The 21,396-nt window shown below is 47.1% G+C and carries 14 protein-coding genes, 2 pseudogenes and 1 riboswitch; of the genes and pseudogenes, 1 reads left to right on the forward strand and 15 read right to left on the reverse strand.

Features of this window, described 5'->3' with window-relative positions; translation table 11 throughout:
* Nucleotides 1–6 precede the first annotated feature (6 nt).
* The 12 genes and pseudogenes from T525_RS0104850 to metK form a co-directional block, all read right to left on the reverse strand.
* Nucleotides 7–1,629 (reverse strand): dicarboxylate/amino acid:cation symporter, encoded by a 1,623-nt coding sequence (locus tag T525_RS0104850; RefSeq protein ID WP_027406281.1) that lies wholly within the window; start codon nt 1,627–1,629, stop codon nt 7–9.
* Between the two features lie 165 nt (nt 1,630–1,794).
* Nucleotides 1,795–3,681: a fructose-specific PTS transporter subunit EIIC gene (locus tag T525_RS0104855; RefSeq protein WP_027406282.1), complete on the reverse strand. Its 1,887-nt coding sequence runs from the start codon at nt 3,679–3,681 to the stop codon at nt 1,795–1,797.
* Nucleotides 3,682–3,734: 53 nt separating this feature from the next.
* The gene (gene pfkB, locus T525_RS0104860; protein WP_027406283.1) at nt 3,735–4,643 is read right to left on the reverse strand and encodes a 1-phosphofructokinase; all 909 of its coding nucleotides are present in this window, start codon (nt 4,641–4,643) and stop codon (nt 3,735–3,737) included.
* A 4-nt stretch (nt 4,644–4,647) separates the two neighbouring features.
* On the reverse strand, nt 4,648–5,394 hold the full coding sequence (locus T525_RS0104865; RefSeq protein ID WP_027406284.1) for a DeoR/GlpR family DNA-binding transcription regulator: 747 nt from the start codon (nt 5,392–5,394) through the stop codon (nt 4,648–4,650).
* A gap of 632 nt (nt 5,395–6,026) precedes the next feature.
* Nucleotides 6,027–6,740: pseudogene (locus T525_RS16600) on the reverse strand (amino acid ABC transporter ATP-binding protein); the annotation flags it as partial.
* 5 nt (nt 6,741–6,745) lie between these two features.
* Complete coding sequence (locus T525_RS14235; RefSeq protein ID WP_027406286.1) at nt 6,746–7,411, reverse strand: ABC transporter permease subunit; 666 nt, start codon at nt 7,409–7,411, stop codon at nt 6,746–6,748.
* A 35-nt stretch (nt 7,412–7,446) separates the two neighbouring features.
* Nucleotides 7,447–8,772, reverse strand: a pseudogene (locus tag T525_RS14240) (PTS transporter subunit EIIC); the annotation flags it as partial.
* Nucleotides 8,773–8,976: 204 nt separating this feature from the next.
* The gene (gene lysS / locus T525_RS0104885; protein WP_156945583.1) at nt 8,977–10,443 is read right to left on the reverse strand and encodes a lysine--tRNA ligase; all 1,467 of its coding nucleotides are present in this window, start codon (nt 10,441–10,443) and stop codon (nt 8,977–8,979) included.
* Nucleotides 10,444–10,500: 57 nt separating this feature from the next.
* On the reverse strand, nt 10,501–10,974 hold the full coding sequence (greA, locus tag T525_RS0104890) for a transcription elongation factor GreA (protein WP_027406288.1): 474 nt from the start codon (nt 10,972–10,974) through the stop codon (nt 10,501–10,503).
* Nucleotides 10,975–11,138: 164 nt separating this feature from the next.
* Complete coding sequence (locus tag T525_RS14245) at nt 11,139–11,612, reverse strand: cell division protein SepF (protein WP_051533413.1); 474 nt, start codon at nt 11,610–11,612, stop codon at nt 11,139–11,141.
* 208 nt (nt 11,613–11,820) lie between these two features.
* Nucleotides 11,821–13,644, reverse strand: coding sequence for a translational GTPase TypA (gene typA / locus T525_RS0104900; RefSeq protein ID WP_027406289.1), 1,824 nt, complete (start codon nt 13,642–13,644; stop codon nt 11,821–11,823).
* Nucleotides 13,645–13,861: 217 nt separating this feature from the next.
* Nucleotides 13,862–15,049 (reverse strand): methionine adenosyltransferase, encoded by a 1,188-nt coding sequence (metK, locus tag T525_RS0104905; RefSeq protein ID WP_027406290.1) that lies wholly within the window; start codon nt 15,047–15,049, stop codon nt 13,862–13,864.
* A 117-nt stretch (nt 15,050–15,166) separates the two neighbouring features.
* Nucleotides 15,167–15,277: riboswitch (SAM riboswitch) on the reverse strand.
* 149 nt (nt 15,278–15,426) lie between these two features.
* Between metK and T525_RS0104910 the strand changes: the two genes are divergently transcribed.
* On the forward strand, nt 15,427–15,918 hold the full coding sequence (locus tag T525_RS0104910) for a hypothetical protein (RefSeq protein ID WP_027406291.1): 492 nt from the start codon (nt 15,427–15,429) through the stop codon (nt 15,916–15,918).
* A 124-nt stretch (nt 15,919–16,042) separates the two neighbouring features.
* On the opposite strand, the gene T525_RS0104915 is transcribed toward T525_RS0104910, so the two are convergent.
* From T525_RS0104915 to T525_RS15515, 3 genes are all read right to left on the reverse strand, one after another.
* Nucleotides 16,043–16,948 carry a DUF6033 family protein gene (locus tag T525_RS0104915; RefSeq protein WP_027406292.1) on the reverse strand — a complete coding sequence of 302 codons (906 nt, stop codon included), beginning with the start codon at nt 16,946–16,948 and terminating at the stop codon, nt 16,043–16,045.
* A 320-nt stretch (nt 16,949–17,268) separates the two neighbouring features.
* The gene (locus T525_RS0104920; protein ID WP_027406293.1) at nt 17,269–19,122 is read right to left on the reverse strand and encodes a condensation domain-containing protein; all 1,854 of its coding nucleotides are present in this window, start codon (nt 19,120–19,122) and stop codon (nt 17,269–17,271) included.
* Nucleotides 19,123–19,158: 36 nt separating this feature from the next.
* Nucleotides 19,159–21,366 (reverse strand): SpoIIE family protein phosphatase, encoded by a 2,208-nt coding sequence (locus T525_RS15515; protein ID WP_084276897.1) that lies wholly within the window; start codon nt 21,364–21,366, stop codon nt 19,159–19,161.
* Nucleotides 21,367–21,396: the final 30 nt, after the last annotated feature.

A 21,396-nucleotide genomic window follows, 5' to 3' on the forward strand; every position in this document is an offset into this window, starting at 1 on the left:
CTCCAATTAACCCTTATTGTATATATTCCTGTCCACCTTATCCTCCAGACGGGCCATGAGAAAGGCAGAAGAAATATTCCCCGCCACATTTCCCGCAGTACGGAGACAGTCCAGAATAGGATCAATACCAATAAAGAGCATTACCATAGAGGTGGGAACCCCGGCCAAGCCAAAGACGGAGGCCATAACCACCAGGGTGGCACCGGGTATACTGGGATAAGTAAAGGTCAGCAACAGTGTAGCCACAAAAAATGAAACAAGAAAGTCCATATCCACAGGCAGGCCACAAGTTATCCGCATAATTAAGGCCAGCATCATAACGTATGGCCCGCTGCCCATCATATTAAACTGTGCCCCAACGGGAATGGCAAAGAGGGTGAGCTTTTCATCAATTCCCAGCTTTTCACGACAAAATTTCATGGTCTCCGGCATACAGGCACTGCTATTACAGATGGAAAACGGAAGAGCCAAATATGGCAGTATCTTTTTTACAAAAGGTATTGGTGATACCCTCCCCACCAATGCCACAAATATAGTAATAATCAGCATAATCAAAGGGAAGGACAAATACACTGCCAGAATTATCTTGCCATAAGCCACCAAAGAGGAAAACTCCGTATGCAGCATCATCTTTGTCATGGACACCGCCACCACAAAGGGCATAAATGGCATTAATACGCCCATGGCATCCATGGTGAACCGGTTTAAAAACTCCACTGCCTCCCTGGCACTGGCAGCCCTGTCCCCTGCCTTGGCCAGAAGAACGCCAAAAAATAAAGCCATGAACAGAACCTGCAGCATGTTATTGGTGGCAAAGGGGGTAGCCGCATTATTTGGTATTATTCCCACAATCAGCTCCACCAGTGAAATAGTTTTTGGCTCTGCCACTGTTCCGTGCTGCATCATTTCCGTAATTTCCGGTATAGCCCCAACCCCCAGTCCGAGAGCTGCCCCCAAAAGCAGGGCAAAGGCCAGCTTAAACACGGAAACCGCCATAAGCTTGCCACCCATTTTGCCTATATCAGCGGCGTTGGACATGCCCGTAATTCCCGCCATAATGGAGAAGAAAATAAGGGGGGACACCAGCATCATGAGGGCCTGTATGAACAAACTCTGTATAGGAGTGAGAACGGTTGCCTCAAACCGCTCTATGGTCACTGCATCCAAAACATTTTTCAGTAAGACACCCAATATAACACCGGTCACCAGTCCTGCCATTATCTGAAGGGCTTTTTTACTGCTGGAGGAATGAACCCGGATGGAAATTACATTTTCCCCCCGGCTGCGGTTATAGCTCAGAGCCTCCTTGTTGGCCTTTAAAATGGCAAAGGCGTACATTTCCTCATCATCTTCAGTGGTTGCTGCCAGCTCCACCAGAGGATTATATGATTCACCCCTGGCAGAAAGGCGGATACTTATATCACCAAACCTTTTTCTGATGGCAATGCTGCCCTCAAAAGCATTTGGATCAGGAGCTGCCTCAGCCAAGCGGCAGAAGGTTTCCTCCAAAAGAAGCTCACCTTTAAGAATCTCCCTTTTTGAAGCCTTCATATCACTAAGATTATTCTCCAGCCATTCAATTACTTCATTATAATTGGCCTTTGAAATGGTATGCGACCTAACACTCATAGCCTTTCTCCCGTTGTAATCCTAAAAATCAGCAAAAGCTTTACATTTAACTTTTTTCGACAAATATTCCCTATTTCCTTTTAGATGGCACAAAAAAGAACCCATCTCATTTACAGGAGATGGGTTCACTGTATCTTTTGCCTGTGATTGTTCTCAGGCCTTCATTTAGTCTTTAAGTGGCTTTTTCAGCACTGACATAATAATGCATCCTACCACAGAACCAATGAGAATGGCGGCAATGTACATACCTGCATTACCGATGGTCGGTATTACGAAGACACCACCATGAGGTGCCTGCAAGGTGCAGTTAAAGGCCATGGACAGGGCCCCGGCAGTAGCAGCTCCGATACACACAGAAGGAATTACACGCAGGGGATCACTGGCTGCGAAAGGAATGGCACCTTCAGTAATGAAGGACATGCCCATAACATAGTTGGTGATACCGGCCTTTCTTTCGCTTTCAGTAAAGCGGTTGGAGAAAAGGGTAGTGCAAAGAGCAATGGCAAGAGGGGGAACCATACCGCCGGCCATAACCGCAGCCATAACATGATATTCCCCGGAGGCCAACAGCCCGGTACCAGTTACATAAGCGGCCTTGTTGATAGGACCGCCCATGTCGATGGCCATCATACCGCCCATAACAATACCCAGAAGAATACGGGCATTTGGATCCATATTTTTCAGTGTATCCACCAGCCAGGTGTTAATGGCACTTACCGGCGGTGCAATAATAAACATGCTGATAACACCGATAAGGAGAATACCAAAGAACGGATACAGGAGAACTGGTTTAATACCCTCAAGGGATTCAGGCAAAGCAGCGAATACCTTCTTCAAAAAGTTTACACTGTAACCAGCCACAAAGCCTGCCAAAAGTGCACCAAGGAAGCCGGAACCAGTGGTGCCCGCAAGTGCGCCCCCCACAAAGCCTACGGCCAGACCCGGACGATCTGCAATGGACATGGCGATGAAGCCCGAAAGGATTGGGAGCATAAAGCCGAAGGAAGCTCCGCCAATATCCATAAGGAATTTCGCCAGTGGCGTATTGGAACCGAATTTGCTTGGATCTATGGAATAATCATCAAAGAGGAAGGCCAGAGCGATGAGAATACCGCCGCCAACAACAAATGGGAGCATGTGGCTGACGCCGTTCATCAAATGCTTGTAAATCTGACGGCCAATGCTTTCTCCCTCCACATTGGCTGCCCCCTCAGTGCCTTCAGCACCGCTGGCGTGGTAAATTGGCGTATTGCCTGACAGAGCACGGTCAATGAGCTGATCCGCCTTGTTGATACCATCGGCAACTTTGGCAATAATAACAGGCTTTCCGTCGAAACGGGCCATGGATACATTCTTGTCAGCTGCCACGATAACGGCATCGGCCTTTCTTATTTCCTCTGCTGTCAGCACATTCTTGGCACCGCTGGAGCCATTGGTCTCCACCTTTATGGTGATGCCACGCTTCTTGGCGTGCTGTTCCAGACTTTCCGCTGCCATAAAGGTATGGGCAATACCGGTAGGGCAGGCTGTTACTGCCAAAATCTGGGTGTAGTTTGCTGTAGGAGCCACTTCCCCACCAGAAGCCCCTACAAACTTGCCATCTTCCTTTTCGTCAATGATACGCAAAAAATCCTCTTTGGTTTTTGCAGCCACCAGGGCTTCCTTGAAATCTGAATCCATAAGCATGGTGGCCAGTTTGGACAAAATATCCAGATGTTCATCATAGGCCGAATCAGGAGCGGCAATCATGAAGAACAGGCGGCTTGGCTCTCCGTCCTCGGAGTCAAAGTCCATTCCTTCCGGCACCGTCATGGCAGCAAGACCAGCGGCTTTTACGCCTTTACTCTTGGCATGAGGAGTAGCAATGCCGTCCCCCAGTCCAGTGGAGCTGGAAGCCTCACGGGCCAGCACATCCTTCACATACTGGGCCTTGTCGGACAAATTGCCCCCAGCCTCCATAAGATCAGCCAACTGATTGATGGCGGCATTTTTATCCGCCGGCTGTGTTCCCAAGACAATGCTATCATTCTTGAGCAAATCGGTAATACGCATAATTAATTTCCTCTCCTTTTTATAAAAATTCTATGAATAATGCCTGATGGCGTTTACGCAATACTTTTCAGCAGTTCTTCCACTTCCGGACGTGTGGCGAGATTTTCGCTGAAGGCCGAAGCCGATCCGGTGGCTACACCCATGTGGAAGGCCCGTTCAAAGTCGCCCCCTGATTCCATGAAACCAGTTATAAACCCGGCCACCATTGAATCTCCTGCCCCCACTGAATTAACGAGGGTCCCCTTTGGAGCCGGACACTTATAAGATATTCCATCTGCTGTCAGGAGAATAGCTCCATCCCCTGCCATGGATACAAGAACATTTTGTGCTCCCTTTGCCTGCAGCTTCTTCGCGTGGTTAATAATTTCCTCATGACTGGTAAGCTTAACACCGAACATATCCCCAAGTTCGTGATTGTTGGGCTTGATGAGGAATGGACGATACTGCAGAACATTCAGAAGAAGGTTCTTTTCCGCATCCACCACCATACGAATGTCTTTGTCCTTCAACTTCGCCATAATGCGCTGATAAATATCATCCGGCAAGGTTTTTGGAATAGAACCCGCCAATACCAGGGTATCTCCTGCCGTCAGTTTATCCAGTTTGGCAAAAAGCTCCTCCTGTTTGGCCTCGCAGATATCCGGCCCCTGTCCGTTTATTTCAGTTTCCTTGTCGGCCTTAACCTTCACATTGATGCGGCTAAAGCCCTGCTCCAGCTGGACAAAATCATTTTGTACCCCAAACTCACCCAGCTGTCTTTTTATTTCGTCACCAGTAAAGCCGGCCACAAAGCCCAGGGCTGTACTGTCATGACCGAGATTTTTCAGCACAATAGACACATTTATTCCCTTGCCGCCGCCTAAAACCTGCTCATAATTTACCCGGTTGATTTCCCCGGCTGTAAAATGATCAAGCCGCAAAATATAATCCAGTGACGGATTAAAGGTTACAGTATAAATCACACTCTCACTCCCCTTCCAGAACGGTTGTATAATCAAGATATTTTTTATCTTCCAGCCGTCCCGTAATGATTGTGGCACTGGAAATATCAGCAAAGGTAATTGGGGCAATCTTATTGAACTTTGATCTGTCAGCTACCACAAAGGCATTCTTGCATCGGGCCAGAGCCGCGGATTTTACGGCCCCCTCCTCTGCATCCGGGGTGGAAAAGCCGGACTTGGTGCTTATTCCGTTTGTGCCGAAAAAGCCCTTGGTAAAGTTGTAACACTGGAGGCTTTGCAATGCTTCTGTCCCCACCACAGCCTCTGTGATGGCTTTTACTGCCCCGCCGATGATGAACACCTTGAAGCCCCTGGCTGACAGACGGGCTGCATGCTGCATGCCGTTAGTCACGAAAGCCGCTCCATTTTCCTTCAAAAAATCGATAATGTGCAGCGTAGTGGAACCTGCATCGATATAAACAAAATCGTCACGTTCGATAAGCTCTGCAGCTTTGCGGCCGATGGCAACCTTCTCCTCAGGATACAAATCCCGCTTGGTCTGCATGTCCTCCTCGTCCTTTGAGTAGTTGTTATCAATGGTAGTGGCACCGCCATAAACCTTGTAAAGACGGCCGCTGCGATGCAGGGCGGTCAAATCACGGCGCACTGTGGACTCTGAAATTTGCAATGCCTTGGTCAACTCAAGAACCGTCACCGCCTTTTTTTCCGCCAGAATCCCCAAGATGGCAGCGTACCTCTCCTCGGTCAGCACGGCTATCACTCTCCTCAAATCTGATTTCTGCATTTATAATACAGCCAAAATCCGTCAAAGTCAACCAAAATCAGTCAAAAATAATCAAGATTAATCAAAATTAATCATGAATAAGAAAGAAAAATGATAATATAATACAATAAACAAAAAAGCGCTAATACACCAAAAAATCTTTGCCATCAAGATTTTTCAGGTATTAACGCTTTTTCTTATATCAACTTCTATGCTTTTCCCGTCAATTCCACGTGCATCCTGTTCTTTCCTCCCTCAAAGGAATAAGAAATATTGGAAGCCCGTTTTTTCAGCAGGGTAATTCCCATGTGCTCCATATCACCGGAATCATCATTGGCCTCCGCCTGAACAGGGTCGTATGCCCTGCCGCCGCTAATAATTTCCAAAACAATGCAATCCATGGCCTGGGCATAGGTAACGTCCAGTCTGAGGTCCATTTCCTCGCCGTCATCAAAGCTGCCCCGGAAAAATTCGTATAATAGCTCCTCGCTGAAAAGCTGAAGCTGGTACGCCCTTTTATTATCAATACCATATTTCTCAGAAAAATGCCAGATGCCACCCTGAAGCTTCATCAAGTCAAAATCCGACCGTCTGGTAATCTCATAACTGAAAAATGTATGTTTACGTATAAACGCAATGGTCTTTTCCCTCTTTGGTGAATCAAAAATCTCCTCCGGAGTGCCCTCCTCGTATATGCCATGATCGGCAAAGAACAATATGCGGTCCGCCACTTCCCTGGCAAATTTCATTTCATGGGTAACAATAAGCATGGTCAGTCCCTGCTTGGCCAGCATACGAATAACTGCCAGCACCTCTCCCACCATGGTCGGGTCAAGGGCACTTGTGGGCTCATCCAAAAGAAGAACCTTTGGCTCCATCATAAGAGCACGACAGATAGCAATACGCTGCTGCTGGCCACCAGAAAGAACCGACGGATATACTTTGGCCTTGGCTGCCAGACCCACCTGATTCAAAAGCTCCATGGCTTTTTCTTCAGCCTTGCTGCGTTCCATGCCCAACAGCTGGGTAGGGGCAAGACAGAGATTGTCCAGCACATTATAGTGGGAAAATAGATGGAATTTCTGAAATACCATGCCCATCTGGCGGCGAATAATGTCCACATCTGCCCCCTTGGCTGTGATTTCCTGTTCCCCGATGATGACGCTGCCGCTATCGGGAACCTCCAAAAGATTCAAACAGCGCAGAAAAACGCTCTTGCCGCAGCCGGAACCTCCAATGATTGCAATGGTCTCCCCCTCCTTAACCTCCAGATTAACATTGGTGAGTACCTGCAAATCGCCAAAGGCCTTGGAAAGTCCTTTTACTTCAAGAATGCCCATTACTCCTGCACCTCCTTTTTCTCCCGCCATTCAAGGAGGGCAAATACACCATATACGCAATAGGACATGGCAATGTAAATTATCATGCCGCCAATTATGGTAATCATTGGCTGCATGGTACGGGAGGCCGTATTATAAATCACCCTTGTAAGATCTGTTATTGTTACATAGCCCACCACACTGGTCCACTGAATCAGATTTACAATGGTGGACTGATAAACAGGGCGGGCAATCTGCATCATCTGGGGAAGGGTCACCAGCCGGAAGGCCTGAATTTTGGAAAAGCCAAGGGTTCTGGCCGCTTCCACCTGGCCATAATCCGTGGCCAGAATAGCGGAACGCAAAAGCTCTGCCACATGGGCTGCCGTATGAAGGGTAAAGGCCAGAAAGGCCACTGTCAACGGAGACAGGCTGCTGTCGGCCAGCAGTCCGTAAAAGAGCAGCATTAACAGCATAAGCACAGGGCACCCCCGCACCAATGCAATATATGCCACAGAAAAAATACGCATAAAACTGTTTTTCCCCATGCGGAAATAGCAGAGCACAGCTCCAAGCAGTGTTCCGCCCAAAAGGGCCACCAGAGAAATCTCCAGGGTGACGCCAATGCCTTTTGCAAAAGTATTCAGGGCTCCATCAGCAATAAAGATTTTATATATCAGTTCCATAAGTTGCCGTCCCTCCATCAGGCTTCATTACAATCTTTGTTGTAAAGCTTGGTCTCTTCATCATCATCCTCACGGCCCGGAGTCTTAAAATCAAACTTCCTGATAAGGAAGCTGAAGGAAAAGTAATAAAGGAAAAAGTAAATAATACCAACTGGGATAATCAGCATCCAGCTGGTCTTGTCATTGCCCTGCATAATACCAAATATCAGCAGTTCCAGAAATCCCCCGGAGAAGGTAAGTCCCACTGCGATATTCAGCATGTGGGCAATCATGTAGGCTGCACCGGCCAGAATAACCTGTACACCGAAGAGCAATGGAGCTGCAAAAAGGAAGGAGAACTCAATTGGTTCTGTGATACCGGTCAACATGGAAGTCAGGGCTGCAGAAAGCAGGAGACCGCCCACAACCCTCTTCTTTTCAGGACGGGCGCAACGATACATGGCCAAAGCGGCGCCTGGAAGACCAAAAATCATAAAAATAAACTCCCCGGAAAAATAACGGGTAGCATCAGAACTGAAATGTTCCACATTAGGGGAAGCCACCTGGGCAAAGAAAATGTTCTGCCCCCCTTGGATAAGCTGGCCATCCACCATCATGGTACCTCCCACGCCGGTCTGCCAGAAGGGCAAATAAAACACGTGATGCAGGCCAAAGGGAATCAACGCACGTTTTACGATACCGAAAATCAGGGTACCGATATAACCTGTACCCGTAACCACATTGCCAAGGCCAAAGATGATATCCTGGGCAAAGGGCCAGATAAAGGTCATTATAATACCTACGAAAAGGAACACAATTGTGGATATAATCGGAATAAATCTGGAGCCCCCAAAGAAGGACAGAGCATCCGGCAAAACGATTTTATAATAGCGGTTGTGCAGCACGGAAACGCCGATACCAACGATGATACCGCCGAATACCCCCATCTGCAGTGACATAATGCCACAACTTGGGGCAATGGTTCCCTCCAGCACCCCGGGGGCAATGGATCCGTCAGCCAGAATCCTGCCCGTAATCTGAAGCATCGCGTTACATGAAACATGCATAACGAAGAAGGAAATCATGGCTGCCAGGGCCGCCACTTCCTTTTCGGCCTTTGCCAGACCAATGGCCACGCCTACGGCGAAGATAATAGGCAAGTTGCCGAAAATAGCTCCCCCTGCAGCACTCATAACCATCAACAGCGAATGCAGCACCGTGCCATCACCAAATATGGATTCAAGTCCATAGCTCCTGATGGTGGTCTGATTTGTAAAGGAAGCACCAATACCCAACAAAATACCCGCAATTGGCAAAACAGCAACGGGCAGCATGAAACTTCGCCCAACCCGTTGCAATATGCTAAGAATTTTATTTTTCAATTCACACACACTTTCATAATATAAGAATAATATATATCTGTTTCCTATTGTATCATAGCTTAATCATATATAACAGATATCAACATACAGTATCATCTCTTCGTAATATTTTACAAATGGCATTAAAAAGGAGCTGTCTCCACAGGGAAACAGCTCCGAAAAATCAAATGGTCCAATAATAAATGGTCCAAAAATAATTTTAAATTATTCAGCCAGTGGCTTCATGGTTGGGAACAGCAGAACATCACGGATGGATGCGCTGTCAGTGAGGAACATTACCAGACGGTCCACGCCGATACCCAGACCACCTGTTGGTGGCAAACCGTATTCAAGGGCTGTGATGAAGTCGCGGTCCATCATGTGGGCCTCATCATCACCGTCTTCACGGGCCTTCAGCTGATCCATGAAGCGGCCCTCCTGATCGATAGGGTCGTTGAGCTCAGTAAAGCCATTGGCCAGCTCACGGCCATATACGAAGCACTCAAAACGGTCAGTAATACGTGGGTCCTCAGGATTACGCTTTGCCAGCGGAGAAATCTCAGTTGGATGGCCAGTGATGAAGGTAGGCTGAATCAAGGTCTCCTCCACCTTCTCCTCAAAGGCTGCATTGAGAATACCACCAATACCAAAACGCTTCTCGTAAGGAACGCCGATTTCGTCAGCCATGGCACGGGCCTCCTCCACAGTTTCACAGCTGAGGAAATCCTTGCCGGTTGCTTCCTTCACCGCATCATTCATGCTGATGCGCTTGAAGCTGGAATAATCAATGGTAGTGCCCTGATAATCCACCTGGAGGCTGCCGCATACTGCCATGGCAGCATCACGGACAATGCCCTCAGTAACGTCCATGAGATCATTGTAATCAGCATAGGCCTGATAAATCTCAATGGAGGTAAACTCAGGATTATGGCGTACATCCATGCCCTCGTTGCGGAATACGCGGCCGATTTCATATACGCGCTCCATACCGCCCACAACAAGACGCTTCAGATTCAGCTCTGTGGCAATGCGAAGGTACATATCCAGATCAAGGGTATTGTGGTGGGTAATGAACGGACGGGCTGCGGCACCGCCGGCAATTGTGCCCAATACAGGGGTCTCCACCTCAAGGAAGTCGCGGGAATCCAGATAATTACGGATGGACTTGATAATATTTGTACGGGCCACAAAGGTATTCATAACCTCAGGGTTCATAATAAGATCCACATAACGCTGACGATAGCGGATTTCAGTATCGGTGAGACCGTGGAACTTCTCAGGAAGAGGACGGAGGGACTTGGAAAGAAGGTCAAAGTCGTCTACCCGGACAGTAAGCTCACCACGGCGGGTGCGGAATACATGACCCTTTACGCCGATAATATCACCGATGTCAAGAAGCTTAAACTGCTTGTACTTCTCCTCCCCCAGTACATCCAGCTTGAAGTAAATCTGGATACGGCTGGTGCGGTCCATAATAACGGAGAAGCTGGCCTTGCCATGGCCGCGGATAGCCATGAGACGGCCGGCAATGGATACTTCCTCCTCGCTTTCATCTTCGCCTTCAAGATTTGCATACTGCTCCAAAATAGCAGCATTATGATGAGAAACCTCAAAACGATGGCCGAAAGGAGCTACACCCATTTCACGGAAGGCTGCCAGCTTGTCACGGCGGACCTTCAACAATTCATTCATATCCTGCTGAACAGGAGCATTTTCCTTATTTTCTGCCACTTTACATTCTCCTATTACTTAGTGCTTAATTTCAACAATTTCGTAGTTGATGATGTTCTCACCAACGTGAACCTCTACGACCTCACCTACGGTCTTGCCAATAATAGCCGCACCTACAGGGGACTCATTGGAAATCTTGCCCTCGTCAGGGTCTGCCTCGGTGGAGCCTACCAGCTGATACTCATCGGTCTCCTCAAATTCCAGATCCTTCAGTACAATCTTGGAACCCATGGAAACTACATTGCTGTCAGCACTGTCCTCAATAATCTTGGCGTGGCGGATCTTCTCCTCCAGCTCAGCGATTTCGCCTTCCAGGAAAGCCTGCTCGTTCTTGGCATCATCATACTCGGAGTTCTCGGAAAGGTCGCCCAGGGCAATGGCAGCTTTCAGACGATCAGCTACCTCAAGTCTTTTTACACTTTTTAAATAATCAAGTTTCTCCTGTAGTTTTTTCAAACCATCTGCGGTAAGAAGTACGCTCTTGTCAGCCATTACTAAAAACTCCTTTGCTCAATAAATAATGAGTGCCGTTTGGGGCACTCACATAAAATACAAAATTTACTATAATATTATAAGTAATAACCTGCTTTTTGTCAATTAAAACAGCAAGCTAAAAGAGACTGTTACCTCAGCAACAGCCTCTATAAAATCATTTATTACAATGTAGCAGCTACAGACTTCATCTCGTTGATCTCAACCCCATTTGGTGCATAGAGAACCATAGTGTTGGAAACACGATGAACAAAGCCGTCCTGAATGTAGCAAACACCATTCAGAAAATCGCAGATACGCTGCTGCTCAGGAAGCTCCACACGCTCATAATTTACAATGGCCGAGCTTCTGGCCTTCAAAGCGTCAGCAACCTCACGAACATCATCAAAACGCTGAGGCATAAAGATCTTAATCTTCATTTCAGCAGGCCTAGGAGCATTGTTGGTATACAATGTAAGATTAGGCTTCTGCATAGGTACAACAGATGGCTTGGCAGGCTTAACAGCCTTAACAGTGCTGGCGCCCCCTACTACTTTACGCTCAACCTGTCCATCTATTACCTCTTCTTCATCCAAATACAGTTCGTCTTCAACCTCAACCGGCGCGAAGAAGTCTTCCAGTTTTTTTAGAATACTCACAACGTCCACCCTCCATTAATATAAGTCCAAAATCATTAAAATAAAATTGAATGGAAAAATTTAAAAAATAAGTTCTTAATATTTAACCCATACGGGGCTACTTCATATTATATCCGCAAACAGCAGGTTTTGTCCTGCTGTTTTTGCGAATTTTCTTTATTTTTAAAAAAATGAGACTATAGACCTATATCTTTTTGATGAACACCTATCAGCTTTCCTTACGGGCATTCTTGCTTGCTCTGCCGCGAACCACCTTGTCAAGAATGGTCTTGCGGAGGCGGATGCTGTCAGGAGTTACCTCCACCAGCTCGTCATCATTAATGTACTCAAGGGCCTGCTCCAGACTCAGAATACGAGGCGGAGTCAGTCTGATGGCTTCATCAGATGCAGAAGTACGCATGTTGGATACGTGCTTTGCCTTGCATGGATTAATATCCATATCAATATCACGGGTATTCTCACCAACGATCATGCCCTCATATACGGCCTGGCCAGGGGAGATGAACATAGTACCGCGATCCTGAAGATTATAAATACCATAACCGGTGGTCTCACCCTGCTCGAAGGCTACGAGGGAACCACGGGTACGGCCTGGAATATCCCCCTTATAAGGCACATAACCGGAGAATACATGGTTCATGATACCATTACCCTTTGTATTGGTGAGAAGCTCGCTGCGGAAGCCGATAAGGCCACGGGCTGGAATGAGGAATTCCATGCGCATGTAGCCGGAAACCTCAGTCATGTTGGCCAGCTCAGCCTTGCGGGTACCAAGGGATTCCATAACGGTACCCATATATTCCTGAGGAACCTCGATGGTGAGGTTCTCCATAGGCTCACACTTCTGGCCGTTGATCATCTTGTATACTACCTCAGGCTTGCCCACCTGCAGCTCATAGCCCTCGCGGCGCATGGTCTCGATAAGTATGGAAAGATGGAGCTCACCGCGGCCGCTTACCTTAAATACATCAGCGGAATCAGTTTCCTCAACACGGAGGGAAACATTTGTCTCCACTTCCTTGAAAAGGCGGTCACGGAGGTGACGGGAGGTAACGAACTGACCCTCACGGCCTGCAAATGGGCTGGTGTTAACACCAAAGGTCATGGAAAGGGTTGGCTCGTCAATATTAATAGTAGGCAATGCCTCAGGATTTTCGGCATCTGCCACGGTGTATCCAATGCTTACGTTGCCAAGACCAGTGAGACAAACGATTTCACCCATTGTGGCTTCCTCAACCTCTACGCGGTTCAGGCCCTGGTATGTGTATACCTTGCCAATCTTGGCCTTGGTCTGGGAATCTCCGTCCATCAGCACAACAGCCTGGTTTGGCTTTACGCTGCCGCGGATAATACGGCCTACTGCCAGCTTGCCAACGTATTCGTCAGACTCAAGGGTAGTAACCATCATCTGGAGAGGACCATCTGCATCACCCTGTGGGCAAGGAATTTCCTTCACGATGGTCTCCATGAGAGGCTTCAGATTGTCGTAGTCGTCCTCCATGCTGTACTTGGCAATACCATCACGGGCAGTGGCATAAATGCAAGGGAAATCAAGCTGGTCATCGTCAGCATCCAGCTCCATGAACAGCTCAAGAACTTCATCATATACATCGTCCACACGCTGGTCCGGACGGTCAATCTTGTTGATTACAACGATTGGCTTAAGGCCCTGCTCCAGTGCCTTGCGGAGAACGTACTTGGTCTGTGGCATTGGGCCCTCGAAGGCATCTACCAGCAGAACTACGCCGTCCACCATGTTCAGTACGCGCTGTACCTCGCCGCCGAAGTCAGCATGGCCCGGGGTGTCAACGATATTAATCTTGGTCCCCTCGTACATAACTGCAGTATTCTTGGAAAGAATTGTAATACCACGCTCGCGCTCCAGATCACCGGAGTCCATTACGCGCTCTGCAACCTGCTCATTTTCACGGAAAATGTGGCTCTGCTGCAGCATTGCATCTACCAGTGTGGTCTTACCATGGTCAACGTGAGCAATAATCGCGATATTTCTCAAATTTTCATTTTTACTCATAGTATTAAAATTCCTCCCATACATAGAAAAAGGAGTCCTACGCTCCTTCTACAATAACAACATCTTAAATTTCAGCATACTAATATTATTATAGACGCTATCTGTTGTCAATTACTTTTTATTATAGGAAACCTTTGCAGGCAATAAAAAAATGAGGCACAATTTCTTGTGCCCCACTTAATAACAAATCAGTATTTAAAATATATCCGATAATCTATCATACACCAGCCTGAGCCTTCAGAGCATCAGCCTTGTCGGTGTGCTCCCAAGGAAGATCCACATCAGTACGGCCGAAGTGGCCATAAGCTGCAGTCTGGGCATAGATTGGACGACGGAGATTCAGCATCTTGATAATGCCAGCCGGACGGAGATCGAAGTTCTTCTGAACCAGCTCCTCCAGAGTGCGGTCATCCACCTTGCCAGTGCCAAAGGTATCAACCATGATGGAAACAGGCTTGGCCACGCCGATGGCATAAGCCAGCTGAACCTCAGCCTTTTCAGCCAGACCGGCTGCCACGATGTTCTTTGCCACGTAACGGGCTGCATAAGCACCAGAGCGGTCAACCTTTGTTGGATCCTTGCCGGAGAATGCGCCGCCGCCATGACGTGCCATGCCGCCATAGGTATCAACGATAATCTTACGGCCAGTAAGACCGCAGTCACCCTGTGGGCCGCCGATAACGAACTTGCCAGTTGGATTGATGAAATACTTGGTATCGTCGCTGAGAAGCTCTGCAGGAATAACAGGCTTTACAACGTGCTCGATAAGATCCTTGCGAATCTGCTCCAGACTAACCTTTTCGTCATGCTGGGTGGAAATTACAATGGTATCAATGGCTACTGGCTTGCCGTTCTCATAAGCAACGGTAACCTGGGTCTTGCCGTCCGGACGGAGATATGGCAAAGTGCCGTTCTTGCGAACCTCAGTGAGACGACGGGAAAGACGATGAGCCAAAGCGATAGGAGTTGGCATAAACTCAGGGGTCTCGTTGCATGCATAACCGAACATCATGCCCTGGTCCCCGGCGCCGGTTGCTTCCTCTTCGCTCATTTCACCCTCGCGGGCCTCCAAAGCCTTGTCAACGCCCTGGGCAATATCAGGGGACTGCTCATCAAGGGAAATGAGAATACCGCAGGTGTCAGCATCAAAGCCGTACTTGGCACGGGTGTAGCCAATTTTTCTGATAGTCTCACGGACAATCTTGGAAATATCAACATAGCAGCTGGTGGAAATCTCACCGGCAATGTGAGCCTGACCGGTGGTAACCATGGTCTCGCAGGCAACACGGCCCATTGGGTCCTGCTCAAGAATAGCATCAAGGATGCTGTCGGAAATCTGGTCTGCAATTTTATCAGGATGGCCCTCAGTAACAGACTCAGAAGTGAACAATAAACGTTTAGCCATTAAAACGCCTCCTAAAAGTAAAGAATACATTCCCTGAAATATGAAAACACCGAGTATAACTTTTAAAAGAATTAAGTAATAAAAAAACTCTCTTCAAAGAGAGAGCTCATATAAAATCTCTCATCTTAAGGCCAACAGCCTTCAGGAATTAGCACCGTTTCGGTATAAGATATACCAATGGTTGCCGCAGCTTCAAAGGGCCAGTCCCTCCACTGCTCTTGATGAGTCCATATTCAGTTTACTTTATCATGATATTCTATCCCCATAAAAAAGTCAAGGTGTTATGGGGTTATTCACTAAATGACCACATAAACTATATTATTGACGAAGATTCTGCTATAATATTAAAGGATAAGTTTAATTTAAGGAGATTCTCAATGGAGATTGTAAATGCTTTTGCCGTTTTTTGGATCCTGTTTAACGGATATACATTATATAAGATTCTTCTGAGCTCCAGTGATGAAGAACGGGATGATATTCATAACGAGCTGGTGGATATGTGCCGCACCATGACCCCCTCCGCCGTGGGCAAAACCATGGTGACCCTTTTTCTGGCAGTAATGGTATTGGACATCATAGGGTTCTATCTCACCTATACCTACGCCTATACCCTGGAGGAAAACTTCTACACCAGAATTCTTCTCTTTTTGGCCTTTGTGCTGGTATTTTTTATTGACCAGATCGTTTCCTTCAGACAGACAATGAAAATTGCGGCGGCTCTCAGGATACCAAATATAAGGGACGATGTGCTGAAGCGTTTTATGCGTATGACGGAAAGGGATATGGATTTTATCAACACCATATCCGCAGTGGCCAAGTTTGTGGCAGCATTCCAGCTGGTACTTTATACCATTCTCACAAAATCATAATATTAGCGCTATAACACACAAACAGGCTGTGACAGGCAGGTGGATAACTCCCCCGCCTATCACAGCCTTTTAATTTTATCCTTGGCAGCTAATGCCAGGCCACTTGGGCCGGATTAATGATTATTCATTCAAACTGGGTTATTGGTTGTTCATCCCAATTGATGTTTTTAATTAACTCCATAAGCTCCTCAATTGATGAGGCCTCAAGGCGGACCGTCTTAACTGGCGGCAAGGCCTGCCCCTCTTCCTCCTGGGCCTTCTCAGGCTTAAGGAGATTCAGCACATTTTCCGGTGCATAGGCACCATGATCTGCCTTTTCCTTTATGGCTTCCATAAGCTCCTCATGGGTAGGAATATCAGGGCGCTGTGGCGGCGCCTTGGCGTGGTCACGGGCCTCCTTCTTTTCCTCAGCCCGCTTGTCCATGGCCTTCTGGCGGATTTCCTCCTGCTTGTCGCTAATCTTTTCCAGCTCAGCGAACAGCTTCATATTGCCCTCATCATCAAAGGATATGCCAAGACGGCTGAACTGCACACCTTCACCCAGCTCACCGTTTTCCATAAGGTCATTTAAGGTGCTGATGCCGGAATCCACCTTGCCCATAACCTCATTGGCGTATTCCTCGTCCTCTGCCATGCGCTCAATTTCCTCGGTGGAGAACATAACAAAATAACTCTTGTCACTAGGGCCGGCAATATCCAAAGGATTGTCCACCCCATCGGCAATGAGGAATTCATAATCACCATATTTTTCACGAAGCTTTGCCAAAAACTCCTGGGCCTTTGGAGAGAGCTTTTCCTCCTCAGGGGTTACATTCCATTTCTTTTCAGTTACATCCTGAACAGAGGCATCCTTCTTCTGATTTGCTTCCTGGGCCGCATATTGCTTGGCCCCATTGGTAAGGAGAACATCAAAATCCTTGCCCACCTTCCCGGAAAGGTCCATGCCCTTTCCCTTTGCCTTTTGTTTGCCCATATCCCCAATATTTTTAAGAGGGGAAAATCCTGTAGTCTGATTAATCATATTTGACATTGCCATTTCCTCCTTTGACCGGCGCGAAATCCTTTTCTCATGGGAATACTCATCTTACATCTATTATCGTCACACTTTTCATCATACTTAATAAATAATATCTTTGAATTATGCAATATAACGAGCTTTAAGATGTCCCCCACCTCTTTAGGTGGGGGAAAACAAACTACAACAGCTGGCGAGCATATCTCCCAGCTCGTTGAAACGCTAATTGGAAGATTTTTCTTCTAAAGAAGAAAAATTTGAACAATGGCGTTATAATGGCAGGAGCTATGGCTGTAGCATCGCTAATTGCTACAAACATAGCCCCTGCCTTTTTATTACGACTGTATCCAAAGTCTCTGGTATTTTTCCAGCTGCCGCATGGTATGGAAAATGATATTCTTGGCCAAAAGTGGCGACTTTTTGAGGGTAGACATCATGTTTACCAACGGCACCACCAATATGGTGGCCTGCTCTGTAATCACCTCGGCGGAAATCTTTACCTTATGCTTTGGCAGCATTGCATTTTCATTTATCCAGCTGTTTTCCTTTAGTATATCCAAAGTGTTATACCAGCCATCACCGCATTCTATACTGCGGGCCACTTTTCCCGAAATAACGAATACCAGCTGATTTTCAACATCATGCTCGGAAATACGGTCCCCTTCAAACTTGGTGTAAATCTTGGAACCAAGAATAAACAGCTGTATAATTCCCTGCTCGCACTCCTGGAACAGGGCAATTCTGGACAGGGCATCCTGAATAATGGAACGGGAATCCTCCTGGGAAACCTCCATTTCTGCAAATTTGGCTTCCCAATGCTTTTCCAGACGTTCCATAAAGCTTTCCACTGGCTCATCCCAGTCCGTCAGCATCTGCTGCAGTACCAGCATGTAATGCTTCGCCAGTACAGCTATATCATTTTGCAGATAGGCCTCACCATTGTAATGGAAGGAAATTATAACCTGATTTTCCTCGTTGCGGAAGGACACATCCAAAATCACATCCCGCACATCCCAATGCTTCTGGCTGACTATGGTGCCCTCCCCGGTGCCCTGAACCTGGGAATATGGCTTTGATTCAGCCAAAAAATCATAGAAGTTCAGAAAATGGTCAAAGGGCTCGCTCTGCCTTCCCATAAGGTTAATTATGTCCTCCCGCCCAAGGGAAGCGTATGGCTGGGAAACCATAAACTGCTTAAAGGAATCCTTTATTAATGTCTTTACTGTTGGATTATCCTCTGCCTTCAGCAGGAAAGGCACCAGACTCTGGGCTCCCGGAACAGTTTTTTTCTTTTGGGGAACCAAAAGGCAGTAGCTGACATTTCTGGCACTGTTGCTGTGCTGCAGCAATAATCCCCAGGCAGTCTGCAGTATTGAAAGGAGCAATAATTTATTTGATTCAGCCCTATTACGCAAGTCCGACAAAATATCACGGGGCACGTGAACCAAATAGGCATCTTCGCTGTATTTCCCCTTGGAGTCCTGTGGAATCAGATGAGGAATTTTCGGCGATGCCGGCAAATCGCTGAGCATCTTTTCCCAGTAGTTTTTCACAGGGGTAGTCATAAGGCTGTTTCCCCCAACCACTACTTCCAAAATTTTGGAAATATCCTCTGGCTCCGGAAGCTTCAATGCCGCCCTGAAGATTTTGTGAAAATCCAGTCTGAAGGCCACAGCCTCCAAAGTAGTAACTATTATTGCATATTCATCTTCTCCCGTGTTGAAAACGGAAAAACGTATCAACTGTCCTCTGGTAAGATCAAAGCCCAGACGCTTTTCTGCCTCCATGTGCTTCCGCAGCTCCACATCCAGCTCGTCACTGTCCACATCCTTCAGATTGTGATAAGCAATTTCCAGGGGAGGATTACGCTTTTTCATAACCACGGCCATAATCATGTTATTAAGGAGAACATAATTGGTCCGCAATATATCTTCCTGTACAAAGGCCCGGTCCACCGCCACATTAAAATGGAGGGGTACCAGCTTGCCGCTGATTTTATATATTATTTGCAGCACCGAACCAATAGGAGCAGAGCCGCCCTTAGTACTGAACACCCCTTTTTCCTCAGCTGAAAGCTCACGAATATAATCAATATTGTGGGCCAGCACATTTTCCTGCTGGTTGTACATTTCAGCCAAAGAAGCTTTATATTCCGCGGGCAGGCTAGGAAATAACATTTTTTCTTCCATAAAATCCCCCATCCCCATTATAGTGCACTGACTAAATTACGCTTTTGTCTTTCCGTCGAAGACCAGTGCCAACATAGTCATATCGTCAGACTGTTCCGCATCACCAACATAGTCGTTTAAAACCTTCTTTAATTCCAAAAGCAGCTCCTGGGCATCCTTTTCCCCGGCATTGATATTGTTCAGTGCTTCCAGCAGCCGTTTTTCCCCAAAGAGCTCCTTGGCTTCATTCAATGCCTCCGTAACTCCGTCAGTGTAAAGCACCAGCCTGTCACCTTCACCCAGAGTCAGCTCCTGTCCCTTGTAATCAATGCCATCCATACCGCCCATTACAAAGTTCCGCTCCACTTCTATGAACTCAAAGTGTTTTTCTCCGGCCCGATAAATCACCGGCGGATTATGGCCCGCATTGACATAGGTGAATTTGCCATTGGTGAGGTTCAAAATACCCATGAATGCAGTTACAAACATCATGGCGTCATTATTCTGGCAAAGCTGGTCGTTGGTCCTTGCCATTACCTTGGCCAGATCCTTCTCGCTGGCCATGGATATAACGGAGTTTTTCAGCATGGTCTTGGCGATAACCATAAATAACGCCGCCGGAACTCCCTTGCCGGAAACGTCCGCAATGGTAACAAGCAGATGTTCATCATCCACCATGTAAAAATCATAGAAATCGCCGCCAACCTCCTTGGCCGCCTGCATGGTGGCATAAATATCAAACTCCTCATGCTCAGGGGCAAATGGGAAAATATGAGGCAGCATACTCTCCTGAATATTGGTGGCTACTGCCAGCTCCGTGGCAATATGCTCCTTTTCCATGGTTACCTTGGTAAGATGCTCCATATAATTCTGCAGCTTATCCGTCATGTTATTGAAGGCATCAGCCAAGGATTCCAGCTCGTCCCCAGTCTTAACGTTTACTTTCTTTTCCAAATGACCATCGGCAATTTCCTTAACGCCAACGATTAGTTTCTTAATAGGCCCTACAAACATATTTGTTAGCCAGTTGGACATATGATAAAGCAGTACCAGAGCTGACCACAGACAGAAAATCGTCACCAGAACAATATTCACCAAATGGGATTTCATAACATCCCTAAAGCTGTTGACCTGGGACACAATAGTTTCTCTGGCCATCACCACAGGGCTCATAACCTCATTTTTGGACACCATTGTTCCAAAGCTCCAGTTAATCTGAGGCATAGGAGCAAAGGCCAGAAAGTATTCCTCTCCGTCCAGCTCCACTATTTGCCAGCCCTTTTCTCCCGCTATCATTTTTACTGCCGTATTGGAAAGGCTTACATTATCATTATGAAGCAGATTTGTCCCCTCCACATCGGACAATGGCCCTTCGTGGCTAGTGGACAGCATAATATTGCCCTTATTGTTCATAACGAAGCTGATACCGGAATCACCTAAAAGAGAGTCGTTCATTATATCGGAAATGGATTTTACGGAGCAGGCAATGGCCACTACACCCGCAAAGCCATCATTGTCTTCATAGGGAGCAGAGCAGGTGAAGCTAGGGTATCCGTCAGCTCCCACGTAAATATCGTGGAAGGTTATGGTGCCATGATCCTGGGTATTTTTATACCAGCCTCTCTCCGTGGGCTCATAGGTCTGCAGAAATTCCTCTGTCATGTGGATATATTCCTTGCCCGGTGCGTTATCCGCTGCAATGATATATCCGTGCTTTGAACCGAGAAACAGGGATGATTCATATTGACGATACTTGCGGGCCATAGGCTCAATATAAGCTGCCGCCTGGGAAACAAGACTAATTTCCCGCTGTAACTCCGGAGTCACACCCACAGCTTGAAGCCGTGCCCCCTCATGAAGATACACCTCACCGCTCTTTATGGGCTGAAACCGTGGATCCGGCAGCTGACGCCCCGCATAATATTCCGGGTGCTGAAGAATGTTTTCCACGCCGCTGACCAGATAATTTGTATCGTTGGTAATCGTCCACAGCTCCGTTTCAATTGAATCGGCCCTGGTATGGGCCACATCCGTAAGGCGGTCGGCAATCTGCTGGCTGGTTACCTTTTCGATATAGTTGGCCGTAGTACCACTGAGCACTTCACTCTGACTCGTAAAAACATTATTCATGGTAAAAAGTCCGTACACAACTACAGCCCCCACCACCACAAACATGGTCAGGCTTCCCAGCAATATCAGACGAAAAATTCGGGTGCGTATACTTTTCTTTTTCATAAAGAACCATGAATAAATTAGTTCTTTCATAAAATCACCCTTAGCGTTTTTACAAAATTA

This window comes from Anaerovibrio sp. RM50, assembly GCF_000622005.1.
Classification (GTDB): domain Bacteria; phylum Bacillota; class Negativicutes; order Selenomonadales; family Selenomonadaceae; genus Anaerovibrio.